Source organism: Kitasatospora sp. NPDC005856 (genome assembly GCF_040629945.1).
Taxonomy (GTDB): Bacteria; Actinomycetota; Actinomycetes; order Streptomycetales; family Streptomycetaceae; genus Kitasatospora.
The window spans coordinates 24,673-38,005 of record NZ_JBEXWT010000089.1 but is presented as its reverse complement, the minus strand read 5'-3'; the positions used below and the strand labels follow the sequence as shown (position 1 = coordinate 38,005).

General features: G+C 74.0%; 9 protein-coding genes and 1 pseudogene. 5 read left to right on the top strand and 5 right to left on the bottom strand.

The window, feature by feature from the left end:
* The 5 genes and pseudogenes from ABZ449_RS34565 to ABZ449_RS34545 form a co-directional block, all read right to left on the bottom strand.
* A pseudogene (locus ABZ449_RS34565) lies at positions 1–1,123 on the bottom strand (hypothetical protein); the annotation flags it as partial.
* Positions 1,123–2,991 (bottom strand): HSP90 family protein, encoded by a 1,869-nt coding sequence (locus tag ABZ449_RS34560; RefSeq protein WP_360354016.1) that lies wholly within the window; start codon positions 2,989–2,991, stop codon positions 1,123–1,125. The gene ABZ449_RS34560 and the pseudogene ABZ449_RS34565, both read right to left, overlap by 1 nt.
* Positions 2,992–3,101: 110 nt before the next feature.
* Positions 3,102–4,142: a hypothetical protein gene (locus tag ABZ449_RS34555; protein ID WP_360354015.1), complete on the bottom strand. Its 1,041-nt coding sequence runs from the start codon at positions 4,140–4,142 to the stop codon at positions 3,102–3,104.
* Positions 4,143–4,273: 131 nt separating this feature from the next.
* A complete protein-coding gene (locus ABZ449_RS34550) occupies positions 4,274–5,080 on the bottom strand; it encodes a hypothetical protein (protein ID WP_360354013.1) in 807 nt (268 codons plus the stop codon).
* A 144-nt stretch (positions 5,081–5,224) separates the two neighbouring features.
* Positions 5,225–6,667 (bottom strand): glyceraldehyde-3-phosphate dehydrogenase, encoded by a 1,443-nt coding sequence (locus tag ABZ449_RS34545; protein ID WP_360354012.1) that lies wholly within the window; start codon positions 6,665–6,667, stop codon positions 5,225–5,227.
* A gap of 259 nt (positions 6,668–6,926) precedes the next feature.
* On the opposite strand from ABZ449_RS34545, the gene ABZ449_RS34540 reads away from it, so the two are divergent.
* The 5 genes from ABZ449_RS34540 to ABZ449_RS34520 all read left to right on the top strand — a co-directional run bounded on the left by ABZ449_RS34540 (position 6,927) and on the right by ABZ449_RS34520 (position 13,192).
* Complete coding sequence (locus ABZ449_RS34540) at positions 6,927–9,101, top strand: UvrD-helicase domain-containing protein (protein WP_360354010.1); 2,175 nt, start codon at positions 6,927–6,929, stop codon at positions 9,099–9,101.
* A 237-nt stretch (positions 9,102–9,338) separates the two neighbouring features.
* Complete coding sequence (locus ABZ449_RS34535) at positions 9,339–9,806, top strand: GreA/GreB family elongation factor (protein ID WP_360354008.1); 468 nt, start codon at positions 9,339–9,341, stop codon at positions 9,804–9,806.
* 243 nt (positions 9,807–10,049) lie between these two features.
* On the top strand, positions 10,050–11,417 hold the full coding sequence (locus tag ABZ449_RS34530; protein WP_360354006.1) for an MFS transporter: 1,368 nt from the start codon (positions 10,050–10,052) through the stop codon (positions 11,415–11,417).
* Entirely contained in the window at positions 11,405–12,271 is an 867-nt protein-coding gene (gene fdhD / locus ABZ449_RS34525; protein ID WP_360354005.1) for a formate dehydrogenase accessory sulfurtransferase FdhD, read from the top strand. Before ABZ449_RS34530 ends, fdhD begins: the two co-directional genes overlap by 13 nt.
* Positions 12,272–12,274: 3 nt before the next feature.
* Positions 12,275–13,192, top strand: a complete 918-nt coding sequence (locus ABZ449_RS34520; RefSeq protein WP_360354003.1) for a LysR family transcriptional regulator — start codon at positions 12,275–12,277, stop codon at positions 13,190–13,192.
* Positions 13,193–13,333 lie beyond the last annotated feature (141 nt).

Genomic DNA, 13,333 nt, shown 5'->3' with positions numbered 1-13,333 from the left:
CGGACAGCCCGGGCGCGGCGAGGGCCCGGACGCCCAGCGCCAGCGGCTCGGCGAGCAGCGGCTCGACGGCCAGCCGGGCGCGCCGCTCGGCGCCGACCGCGTCGGTGCCGTTGCGGGCGTCGAAGCGGGCGGCCAGCGCGTCGGCCTCGGCGCGCACGTGGGCGAGCAGGGAGTCCACCGTCCAGGCGTTTCCGGCCGGGCCGCTGACCGCGAGTTCGCCGTGGCCGGCCCGGGCGAGCAGGGCGACCAGCACCTCGACACCGGTCAGGAAGCCCAGCCGGGCGGCGGGTTCACCGGTGACCGCGAACAGGTCCCGGTTCTCGGCGAGCAGCTCCAGGCCGCGCGGCTCGTTGCCGGACAGTGCGCAGAACTCGATGTGCAGGCCGACGGCGTTCAGCATCGAGGCCTTGCCGCGGGCGTAGCGGTAGCCGGAGAGGTGGCCGGAGCGGGCCTCGTCCAGCCGGCCCCGGCGCAGCTGCGCGAGCAGTGCGGTGGCCTGGCTGAGGTAGGGCTCCTGCTCGCAGCCGCTGCGGCCGTCCAGCACCGGGGCGAGCACCTCCAGCGCCCGGGCGTCGTCCCCGGCGGCGATGAAGTGCCGGGCCCGGGCGCGGGTCTCGCAGGCGTGGCAGTCGCTCAGCTCGGAGCGCGGGCGGGCCGCCCACAGCTCGTAGGCGTCCTGCGCGTCGATGCCGGTCTGCACGGCCAGGTGGTAGCGCTGGGCGTAGTACGGCTGGAGGTCGTGGCCGGCCGCGCGGTAGCGGTCGCGCAGCTCGGTGTGCCAGCGCCGGATCGCCGCGAGCGGGACGTCCGGGGTGTCCTTGAGCGCGTCGGCGACCCACTTGAACCGCCAGAGCACCTGGTGCCGGGCCCATTCGCCGAAGCCGTCCGGGTCGGTGTCCCAGAGCCTGAGGATGCGGGCGAAGACGACCGGGCTCTTGCTGCGCTCGCCGTCGTACTCGTAGGCCTCCATCAGCTCCAGCAGGGCCATCGAGCGGACCCCGGTGTCGTCGAACTGCTCGGCGGCGTCGACGAGTTCCTCGGCCGTGACGGTCCTGGTCCGGCCGTACGGGCGGGCGTCGTTCTCGCGCAGCGCGGCCATCACCGCGTCGGGGCTGTCCAGCATCACGCCTCCTGTTCGCCGTCGGGGGCGCCCGCCGCCTCGTGGCCGAGCATGGCGTGGTCCAGCAGGCTGAGGAACGAGCGGTTGAGCAGGGCGGACTCGCTGGCCTTGAGCGGGCGGCGGGTCATCAGCACGGCCTGGCCGTACAGCGCCTCGACGGCGGTGACGGCCAGCTCGCGGCTGGTGATGGTGGCGGCCCGGCGCACCAGCGGGTTGAGGTGGTTGAGCACCAGCTGGGCGCGGGGCACCTCGGCGCGCAGCGAGCCGAGGATGTCCGCCCACAGCCCGTCGGCCTCGTCGGCGAGCTGGGCCCTGGTGCGCTCGTGCCGGGCCTCCCGGTTGTCGAGCAGCAGGGCGGGCGCGTTGGTCGGGTGGAAGCTGCGCAGCGCGACGTCGCAGTCGAAGCGGCCGACCACCTCGCGGGCGATGGCCAGGAAGGCGTTGGCGGCCAGCTCGACGGCCGGGTCCACGGTGTCCAGGTGCGCGGTGACGGTGCCCGGGTCGAGGTCGGAGACCGAGACGCCGGGACGGATCTCGGGCAGCCGGTGGACCAGGTCGTGGTCGTAGGTGTAGCCGCCGTTGACGACGCCGAGTCCGGCCGCGCCGGCGATCGGGGCGACCTGCCGGAACTCCTCGACCGTACGGGTCACCAGCACCGCCGGGTGGCTGCGGGCGAACTCGTCCAGGGTGACGTGGCCGTCGGTGGTCTCGAACGGCAGCCAGGGCAGCATCATCCGCAGCAGCTCGTCGTCGTAGCGGGCGAGTTCCTTGACGGCCAGGTGGTGGACGGACAGGAAGCGGTGCAGCAGCGCCGGGTCGCTCGCGGACAGGCCGGTCAGCCAGTCGCGGATCCGGGCACCGAGCGCGTCCCGGACGGCGGCGAGCGTCTCGTCGGCGTACAGGCCCTCGCGGGAGGCGGTCGGGCGCAGCCCGTCGGTGTCGACGACGCAGCGGACGAAGAAGGCCCAGTCCGGCAGCAGTTCGTCGGCCTGGTCGGAGAGCAGCATGCCCTTGAGGTGCACCCGGTGGCCGTTGCGGCGCGAGGGCGGGGCGGCGTCCGGCAGCACGTACGCGACGCCGCGCAGGCCGACCAGCGGCAGGTCCAGCTCGATGGTGTCGAGCGGGGTGAAGTCGAAGGCGGCGCGGCAGTACTCGGCGAGCGCGTCGCGCCTGGCCAGCGGGGAGACGTGGCGCTCGGCCCACGGCGGGGTGCGGTTGACGCGGTGTTCGGTGCCGCCGCCGTCGATCACCGTGACGTCGTGGCGCAGCAGGCTGCCGAAGTCCCGGGCGAGGGTGAGGACCCGGCCGGGGCGGGTCCACTCGACGGCGTCGGCGCGCGGGGCCAGCGTGACGGTGGTGCCCGGCTCGGTCTTGGCCGAGGCGGGCAGCGTGCGGATGGTGTAGCTGCCGTCGGAGCTGCCGCGCCACTCGATCACCGGGGCGTCCGGGGCGGCGGCGGAGCGGGTGACCACGGTGATCTCGTCGGCGACCACGAAGCAGGCGAGCAGGCCGATGCCGAACTGGCCGATGAAGTCACCGCGGGCCTTGGCCAGCCCGGCGCCGTCGAACCGGCCGTCGGCGTCGCGCTTGGAACTGCGGCCGATGGTGGCGAGGAAGGTGTGGACGTCCTTCTCGGTCAGCCCGATGCCGGTGTCGGTGACGGACAGCTCGTCGTCGGCGCGGACGGTGATCCTGGCCGGCGCCTCGGGGTCGAGGGCGCGGCGGGCGGAGATCGCGTCCACGGCGTTCTGCAGCAGCTCGCGCAGGTAGACCCGCGGGCTGGAGTAGAGGTGGTGGGAGAGCAGGTCCACCAGACCGCGCAGGTCCACCTGGAAGGTGTGCGCACTCGTCGGGTTGTCGGTAGGGGACACCGGAGGCTCTTTCGATCGCGGGGTGGATGACGGTGGTGGGGTACGGCCCGGCGCCGGTGCGGGTCGGCGCGGGTGTGGCCCGGCACGGGAGGAAGCGGCGCCAGTACGCCTCAGCGCCAGTACGAGGCACAGCGGTCGCGGTGGGCACGGAAGGCCTTGACCGGATCGCCCGACACGTAGTGCCAGGGCGACTCGGTCACGAAGCCGTCCAGCGCGTCGAACAGCAGGCGCGCGGTCTTGGGCTGGTCGGCGAGGGAGAAGGCCATCGCGAAGGTGTTGAAGGCGCCCTGCCAGCCGCGCACCGGCTCGAAGGCCGGATGCAGGACGGACCGGAAGGCCGCCTCCTGCAGCCCGGCCACCACGGCGGGACTGGTCAGGTAGGCACGGTCCTCGCCGTCCGGGAGGGCCAGCCAGTGCTCCAGGTGCGCGACCGCGACCAGCTCACCGAGGCGGCTGCCCTCCGGGGCGGCGAGCATCACGGAGCGGGCGAACCCGTGCATCTCCTCGTGCGAACCGCCCCACTTGGCGCTCAGCTGCTGCAACCGGACCCAGTGCGAGGCGGAGTTCCCGGGCGCCCGGCGCACCGCGGCCTCGAAGCGGGTGGTGGCGACCTCCGGGCCGAGCGAGGCGCCGAGGGCGCTGGTCTGCAGGAACCGCCAGGGGGCGTGCCAGGACGGCTCGCGCTCGGCGACCTCCAGCAGCTGCTCCTCGGCGACCTCCAGCCGCTGGTGGAACACCTTCCACCGCTCCTCGGTGACGTCCCTGGCCCGGGCGCCCGTGCGGGCCTCCCAGCCCCAGTCGATGTGCCGGGCGCCGGACAGCAACAGCAGCAGCGTGTCGTCCGGGGTGTCGGCCAGCGCACGGGACGTCCACTGCTCGACCCGGGGCACGTCGGCCAGCGCCCCGATCAGGAACGTCAGGTCCTCGCCCTGCGCGGCGGCCAGCGCGGGGCGCAGCGCGGCCCAGTCCCCGGCGGCGGCCTGGCGGAGCGCCAACCGCACGGACGTGTCCCCGTAGGACGGGTCGAGCCGCGGCTCGCCGCCACCGGTCGGCGCGGACGGTCCGGCGCCGCGCCGACCGAAGCCGAACCCCCGCCGCCCGGCCCGGTCCTCCGCGCCCTCCCCGCCGGAGCGGCGTCGGAACAGCGGCATGTCTGGCCCCCTCGAACGTCGTCGGTATCTTTCGCATGGCCGCACCGTGGCCACGGAATAGGTACATATCACGGTCGACTGACATCCGTTTCCCCAGCCCAGCGCCCTGCCCGGGCGGCGAGGGGGTTCCCTCAGCCCACGCCGAGGCCCGCGTCCGGCGTCCGGCCGGCCTGCGCCTGCTCGATCCGGTTGACCAGCATCACCGCGAACCTGCGCGTCGCGGCCACGTCCACCGGCCCGCCCTCGCTGGTCACACTGGCCACCACGGTGCCCGAGCGCACCACGATGCCGACGCCCTCGCCCTCGGCCAGCGGCCCCTGGAAGGCCTGGCTCTCGCTGCCCAGCGCCGGGGTGTCCATCTTCTTGAACGGCCCGGCCGCGTACGAGGCGTAGCTCTCCTTCAGCCGCTGGGCCGCCGCGTCCCGGGTGGGCAGGGTGTCCACCAGGAAGCGGACGACCACGTCCCCCGAGGAGAACCGGACCGACCCGCTCAGCGGCTTGCCCGCGCAGGAGGCGGCCGCGGCACCGGTGCAGGTGACCTGGTGGTCGGCGGTGTCGACCTTCCGCTTCTCCTCCTCCCACCCGGCCATCGCCTTGGCGTCCGGCAGCACCTGCCCGACGACCTTGTCGTCCAGCAGCGCCGCCTCCAGGTCCCCGTGCGGCGCCTCCGGCGCGGCCGGGGCCGGCGTGGAGGCGGGCGCCGAAGCCGCCCCGGTCGCGCCGGCCGCGCCGGAGGCCGCCGAGGTCGGCGCGCCGGCCGCGGCGGACGCACCCGTCGTCCCGGTCGGCGCCGCCGGCCCCGGGGCGGACGCCGCCGGAGCCGAAGCAGGCGCGGCCGCCCCGCCCGCGTTCTTCGACCCCCCGGAGGAGCACCCGGCCAGCACGCCCGTCAGCACTCCGGCCGCCGCCACCGCGGCGAGCACCCGCCGACCACCCATCCCCATCGCCTCCCTGGACCTGTCAGTGATCCCTCAAGATAGCGACCGCCCCGGACCGGGAACGCCGGCGGGGCGGCGACCAACCGGTCACCGCCCCGCCGTACTGCTCGGTCGTCCTGGCCCGAGGCCTGTCCCAGGGGTGGGTCAGACCGCCGGAACCGGGTAGGTCGGGTACTCGACGCCCGAGATGTACTGGACGACCCGGATCACCTGGCACGAGTAGCCGAACTCGTTATCGTACCACAGGTAGAGGATCGCGTTGTCGCCGTCGACCTTGGTCGCGCCGGCGTCGACGATCGAGGCGTGGCGCGAGCCGATGAAGTCGCTGGAGACGGCGTCGGGCGAGTCGATGAAGTCGATCTGGCGCTTCAGCGGCGAGGTGAGCGAGACGTTCCGCAGGTACTCCAGGACGTCCTCGCGGTTGGTCTCCCGCTTCAGCTGGAGGTTGAGGATCGCGATGGAGACGTCAGGCACCGGGACGCGGATCGAGCTGCCGGTGATCTTCGCCTCGAGGTCCGGCAGGGCCTTGGCGACGGCCGAGGCGGCACCGGTCTCGGTGATCACCATGTTCAGCGGCGCCGAGCGGCCGCGACGGTCGGCCTTGTGGTAGTTGTCCAGCAGGTTCTGGTCGTTGGTGAACGAGTGGACGGTCTCCACGTGGCCGCGGACCACGCCGTACTCGTCCTCCATCGCCTTCAGCGGCGGGACGATGGCGTTGGTGGTGCAGGAGGCGCAGGACAGGATCTGCTCGTCCGGCTTGATCGTGTCGTGGTTCACGCCGTGCACGATGTTCGGGACGTCGCCCTTGCCCGGCGCGGTGAGCACGACCTTGGCGATGCCGGGGCGCAGGTGCTTCGACAGGCCCTCGCGGTCGCGCCAGCGGCCGGTGTTGTCGATCAGGATCGCGTCCTTGATCCCGTACTCCGTGTAGTCGACCTTGGTCGGGTCGTCGGAGTAGATCACCGTGATCTCGTTGCCGTTGGCGATGATCTTGTTGTTCGCCTCGTCGACGGTGATCGTGCCCTGGAACTGGCCGTGGATGGAGTCACGACGCAGCAGCGAGGCGCGCTTGACCAGGTCGTCGCCGCCGCTGTTGCGCACGACGATGGCCTTCAGCCGCAGACCGTTGGCCGAGGCCTTCTCGACCAGCAGGCGGGCGACCAGCCGGCCGATGCGGCCGAACCCGTACAGCACGACGTCCTGCCCGGACCGGCGCTCCAGCTTGTTCTCGCCGGTGGCGCCGACGACGGCCTGGGCGGTGAACTCCGCCACCGACAGGCCGCGGTCGTCCGCCTTGTACGTCGCGGCGAGCATGCCGAGGTCGATCTGCGAGGGGCCGAGGTCGAGGGCGGTCAGGGCCTCCAGGAACGGCATCGTCTCGGTGACCGAGAGCTCCTCGCCGGCTATCTGCCGGGCGAAGCGGTGCGTCTTGAGGATGCTGACCACCGACTTGTTCACCAGGGAACGGCTGTGGCACAGGACGGTGACGTCCCGCTCCCGGTGCAGCCGCCCGATGATCGGGATCATCGACTCCGCGATCTCCTCGCGGTTCTTCCAGTCCGTGAACACGTCGTCGTTGACAGTCACAAGTCCATCTTTCGAGCTGAGGGTGTTGCCCACATGGTAGCTTCGCCCGCTCGCGCCCCGACCGCCGGTCCCTCCCCGGCCCACCCCGCCCGATCCCCCGACCTGCGCGTTCACCCCGCCCCCACCCCCGAAGGTGATCACCGCCACCCTCGGTCCGACCGTCCGTCGGGCGGCCGCCAGGAGTGATCATCCGGGCCAGTACAGTGAAACGCACTGCCCGGGCGGACCGACGGACGGGCACGGGCGCGAGGGGGCCGGGGTGGCGACGCTGGGCATGCACCGGGACTTCCTGATGGAGTTCGCGGCGCTGGAGAAGCCGGTGCAGCGGCGGGTGTTCGAGACCTTCGAGAAGTTCACCGAGGCCACGCACAGCGGCGTGCACCTGGAGAAGCTCACCAACCAGCGCGACCCCCGGATCCGGACCATCCGGATCACCGACTTCTGGCGCGGGGTCGTCCTCAAGGCCGACCGGGGCGACGGCTACCTCCTGCTGAAGGTCCTTCCGCACGACAAGGCCAACGACTGGGCCTGCAAGCACCGGGCCTCGGTCAACGCCGCCACCCACGGCGTCGAGATCCGCAACGACGTCGCGCTGGAGCGGGCCTCCCGGTCGCTGAAGGCCCTGGCCGCCGACGAGCCCCGACGGCTGTTCGCCGACCGCTCCGACAAGGTCCTGCGCAGCCTGGGCGTCGACGAGGAGATCCTGCCGATCATCCGGCTGCTCCCCGACGAGGCCCATCTGGAAGCGCTCCACCGGGTGCTGCCGGAGCAGCAGTTCGACGTCCTGGTCGGCCTGGCGAGCGGGATGGAGCCGGCCGAGATCGACCGCGAGATCGTCCAGGCGTACGCCCGGGCGGCCGCCCCCGCGAGCGTCGAGCACTCCGCCGACGGCTTGGTCTCGGCGATGGCCCGGGCCCGCGGCCGGGTCGCCCTGGTGTCCGGCCCCGACGAGCTGCTGGAGATCCTGGAACGCCCCTTCGACGCCTGGCGGATCTTCCTGCACCCGGCCCAGTACCGGGTCGCCTACCGGGAGTCGTACAACGGCCCGGCCCGGGTGACCGGTGGCCCCGGCACGGGGAAGACGGTGGTGGCCCTGCACCGCGCCTACCACCTGGCCCGCCGGTTGCCCGCGGACGCGCCTGACGGATCGATTCTGCTGACCACCTTCTCCGGAGACCTCGCCGCGGAGCTGGAACGCTGCCTCGCGCTGCTCGTCACGGACGGGCGGGTCCTGGCAAAGGTCCGGGTGGTCACCGTCGACGCCCTGGCCGACGAGGTCCTGCGCCGTTCCCGCGGCGGCGCCCCGGCGAAGGTCCTCTTCCAGCAGAGCGCCGTCCTCGCCCGTTGGGGCCGGGTCGCCCGCCGGCTCGGCGTCGGGTTCACCGACCTGTTCCTCGACCAGGAGTGGCGACAGGTCGTCCTGGCCCAGGCGGTCGAGAGCCGGGAGCAGTACCTGAAGACATCGCGGACCGGCCGGGGCAAGGCCCTCGGGACGCCGGAGCGGGCCGAACTGTGGCGCGCGGTGGCCGCGTTCGAGGAGGAGCTGGGCCGGGCCGGGGAGCTGACGCCCCTCCAGGTCTGCGCGCGGGCCGCACGGACCCTCGACGAGGGCGGCGACCGCCCGTTCCGCCACGTGGTGATCGACGAGGCACAGGACCTGCACCCCGTCCAGTGGCGCTTCCTGCGCGCCGTCGTGGCCGCCGGGCCGGACGACCTGTTCCTCGCCGGCGATCCGCACCAGCGGATCTACGGGAACAAGGTCTCGCTGCGCTCGCTCGGCATCCACGTGGTCGGCCGTTCCTCCCGACTCCGGGTCAACTACCGGACGACGCAGGAGATCCTCAGCTGGTCCGCCTCCCTGCTGACCGGCGAACGCCCGGACGACATGGACGGCGGCGAGGAGTCGCTGGCCGGCTACCACTCGACCCTGCACGGCGCGCACCCCGACGTCCGCGGCCACCTCGACCAGGCCGAGGAGATCCGGGCCCTCGTCGCCCGCGTCGAGGAGTGGACCGCCTCCGGCGTGAGCCCCGAGGACATCGGAGTCGCCGTACGGACCGTCCGGTTCGGCCGCGACATCGCCGAGGCCCTGGAGCGGAACGGGACACCGGCCCACCGTCTCGGCAACGCCCCGTCCCCCGGCGTGCGGATCGGCACCATGCACCGGATGAAGGGGCTGGAGTTCCGCTGCGTCGCCGTGGTGGGCGTGAGCGACGGCCTGGTGCCCATGCGCAGCGCGCTCACCCCGGTGGACACCGACCCGCAGCAGCACCAGGAGGACCTCGACGGCGAGTTGAGCCTGCTCTTCGTGGCGTGCACGCGGGCGCGGGAGGCCCTGCACGTGTCATGGCACGGCACACCGAGCGCCTTCCTCGGACCGGTCGTCCCGGCGCGGGAGGCACGGCCGAGGCCGGTCCCGATCCTCACCTCGTGACGCCCGGCACCGCACGGCGGGTCGGCGGGCGGTTCGCCCGGGGCCGGTCCCTCCCCTCGACGCGCCGGCGGCCGGCCGGCCGCCGGCGAGCGGTGCCGGGCTCGGCCCGGGAGGCCACCCCGGTCGGAGTCCGCGTCGGGGCGGCCGCCGTCGCGGAGTTGCCCGCGGCCCCGGGGGGTGGGGTAATGGGAGGCGGCCGGTGTTCGAGCGTGTGACGAGCAGCCCCGGGAGCTTGGGATGAGCGGTGGGCCGGAACCGATCAGTGCCGAGGGCCTGCGTGCGGTGCAGGAGGAGCTGGCACAACTGCGGGCGGATCGGGGGAAGGTGGCCGCGACGCTGCGCGGCGTGGAGCCGACGGGGGACCGGGCGGACGCGGCGGACGAACTGCAGCGCGCCTCGGAGGTGACCCGGCTGGACCGGCGGATCACCGAACTGGAGGCACGGCTGCGGGAGGCCGAGGTGGCCGGGAAGCCGTCCGTGCGCGTGGTCGGGGTGGGATCGACGGTGACCGTGCGGTTCGACGACGGCACGGAGGAGACCGTCGAGATCTCGGAGGTGGCGGAGGAACGCGACCTCACCCTGGTGACCTTCGACAGCCCGCTCGGGAAGGCGCTGCTGGGCCGCCACGCCGGGGAGACGGTGAACTACGAGACACCGGGCGGCGCGGCCAGCGCGATGGTGCTGTCGGTGGGCGGCACGATGTAGCCGGAACGGAATTCCCCATCGGGGTTTCCGGGACTGGTACTTCTTTTGGACATCCGGCGCTTTACGTCATTTCCAGGGCCGGAATTCCCCTCGATTCGGCGACAGGCGGCGATAGGCGGCGATAGGCGCCGCTTATCGGCTCACAGGAATGGCCTCTTTGACGCCCATCGGCGGCGGACCGCACACTGGACCTGCGGAAATCCAGGAATGGCCGAAAAGCCGGAAAACGGGGCAGGAAAGCGCATGGGCAGCACTGACGGAATGCCCGTGCCCCGCACCGCCCACTGGCTTCCGGCGGCCGCCGCCGTCGCCGTCGCCGCCTGGGGCGCCAACCAGTTCACCGCACTGGCCACCGTGTACCGGGCGCGCACCGACTGGTCGGCGCTCTCACTGGCCGCGATGTTCTCGGTCTACCTGGTCGGCCTGGTGCCCGGGCTACTGCTGGGCGGGCCCGCCGCCGAGCGGTACGGCCGGCGGCGGACGGTGCGCGGCGCGCTGGGCCTGTCCGCCGCCGCCAGCGTGCTGCTGACCCTGCCCCACGAGCCGTCGGTGTACGCCGCCCGGCTGGCCACCGGTTTCGCGGCCGGGCTGGTCTTCCTGGCCGGGACGGCCTGGCTGCGCGAGCTTTCCGGGCCCGCCGTCCCGCCCGAGCGGGGAGCCCGCCGGGCGATGTACGCCACGGGTACGGGCTTCGCGGCGGGCGCGCTGGCCTCCGGGGTGATCGCCGAGTGGCTGCCCGGCCCGATGGCGCTGCCCGGTCTCGTCCACGCCCTGGGCTGTCTGCTGGTGCTGCGGGCCACCCGGGGCCTCCCGGAGACCGTCCGGAGCCTCGAAGGCGAACCGGCACGCACCTCACCGGCGCCGGACGCGCCACCGCCCGGCACGGCGGCCGTCCGCCACCCCCGGTTCCGCTACGTCGTCCTGCCCGCCAGCCCGGCCGTGCTGGGCGCCGCCACCGTGGCGTACGTGGTGCTGCCCCCGCTGGTCGCCGACCGGGTGCCCGGCTACGCCCCGCTGTTCAGCGGCCTGGTCGCGGCGCTGACCCTGGCCACGGGCGTGGTCACCCAGCCCTTCGCCGCCCGGCTGGACGACGTGGGCAGCGCGCGGGCCACCCTCACCGCGATGGCCACCGTGATCGCCGGACTGCTGCTCGGCTCCCTCGCCGCCGCCCGTGACTCGGTGGGCCTGGTGGTGGCCGCCGCCGTCGTCCTCGGCACCGGGTACGGGCTGACGCTCGGCGCGGGGCTGCACGAGGTGGAGCGGCTCACCCCACGCGCCGGGGGGCCGGCCTCCGCGTCGCTCTACCAGAGCACCACCTCCAGCGGTTTCCTCACCCCGTTGCTACTCGCCGGCACCGCCGGCCACGCCTCGTACCCGGCGCTGCTGGCGGGCATGGCGGCCGTCGGCCTGCTCTGCCTGGCGGTCACCGCCGCGCACAGCCGCCGCCACCTGCCCGGACCACCGCCCAGGCCCCGGACCGGCACGCCACCCGACCCCCTGGCCGGCCCGGCGCACGGCCCGCCGGCCCCGCGCACCGCCGCGAGGAGGGAGGATTCATCCGTACAGACCTGGCCGACACCACCGAGGAGCCGACGACCATGGGCCGAGTGACCGTCCCCCGCAGAGTGCTGCGCCTGCGCCAGGGCGCGCCCTCGTACCGTCCCGACACCCTGGCCGCCGAGGAGCCGATGGAGATCCGGGTCGGTGGACGCCCGCTGACGGTGACCATGCGCACCCCCGGCAACGACTTCGACCTGGCCGCCGGGTTCCTGGTCAGCGAGGGCGCGGTGCACGCCGCCGGGCAGGTGGCCGGCATCCGCTACTGCGCCGGCGCCACCGCCGACGGCGGCAACACCTACAACGTGGTGGACGTCCTGCTCGCCCCCGGTGTGCCCGCCCCCGACGCCTCGCTGGAGCGCAACTTCTACACCACCTCCTCCTGCGGCCTGTGCGGCAAGGCCAGCCTGGACGCGGTGCGCACCACCGCGCCGTGGAGCGTCGCCGAGGACGGGCTGCGCGTGACCCCCGCCCTGCTCTCCGCGCTGCCCGACCGGCTGCGCGCCGCCCAGAAGGTCTTCGACAGCACCGGCGGCCTGCACGCGGCCGGACTGTTCGACGCCGAGGGGCGGCTGCTCTGCCTGCGCGAGGACGTGGGACGGCACAACGCGGTGGACAAGGTGGTCGGTCACGCGCTGCGCGAGGGGCTGCTGCCGGCCCGCGGCACGGTGCTGATGGTCAGCGGCCGGGCCTCCTTCGAACTGGTGCAGAAGGCCGTGATGGCGGGCATCCCGGTGCTGGCGGCGGTCTCCGCGCCGTCCTCGCTGGCCGTGGACCTCGCCGAGGAGAGCGGGCTGACCCTGGTCGGCTTCCTGCGCGGCGACTCGATGAACGTCTACACCCGCACGGACCGCGTCGACACCACCCCCGCGGCCGCCCCCACGGCCGCCGCCACCGGGGTCGAGTAGGAGATGCTGTTCCGCCAGCTCGAGTACCTCGTGGCGCTCGCCCGGGAGCGCCACTTCGCCCGCGCCGCCCAGGCCTGCCACGTCTCCCAGCCCGCCCTGTCCGAGGCGCTGCGCAAGCTGGAGGACGAGCTGAAGGTGCTGCTGGTGCGGCGCGGCCGCGCCTTCGAGGGCCTGACCCCCGAGGGCGAGCGGATCGTGCTCTGGGCGCAGCGCATCCTGGCCGACCGGGACGCCCTGCGGGACGAGGTGGACGCACTGCGCACCGGCCTGAGCGGACGGCTGCGGATCGGCTCGGTGCCGACCGCCTCGGGCGCCGTGTCGCTGCTCACCGGGCCGTTCTGCACCGCCCACCCGCTGGCCGCCGTGGAGCTCTCCACCGACCTGCGCTCCGAGGAACTCCTGCGCCAGGTGCGGAATTTCGAGATCGACGCGGGCATCACCTACCTGCCCGGGCCGGGCCACGACGACCTGCGCGCGCTCCCGCTGTACGAGGAGCGGTACGTCCTGCTGACCGGTCCGGCCGAGGAGCTGGCCCAGCACCCGCGGGCGACCTGGGCGGAGGCCTCCCGGCTGCCGCTGTGCCTGCTGCACCCGGGCATGCAGGGCCGCCGGGTGCTGGACGAGGTGTTCGCGGGCCTCGGGCTGGAGCCGGCGCCGCGGGTCGAGACCGACTCGGTGGCCTCGCTCTTCGCCCACGTCCGCACCGGGCACTGGGCGAGCGTCGTGCCGTACGCGTGGCTGCACGTGTTCGGCGTGCCGCACGGGATGCGGGCCGTCCCGCTGACGGAGCCGGTGCACAGTGCACCGGTCGCCCTGGTGACCGCCGCCCGGGAGCCCGGCTCGGTGATGGCCCGCGCGCTGCTGGAGGTCGCCCGGCGCACGGAGCTGGCCACCGCGCTCGCCGGCCTGCCGGGGGCATGACCGACGCCGGAAGCCCGGGGCGTGACCGACGCCGGAAGCCCGGGGCGTGACCGACGCCGGAAGCCCGGGGCGTGACCGACGCCGGGAGCCGGGGGCGTGACCGACGCGGACGACCGCTCGACGCGCGGGGCGCGGCCGTCG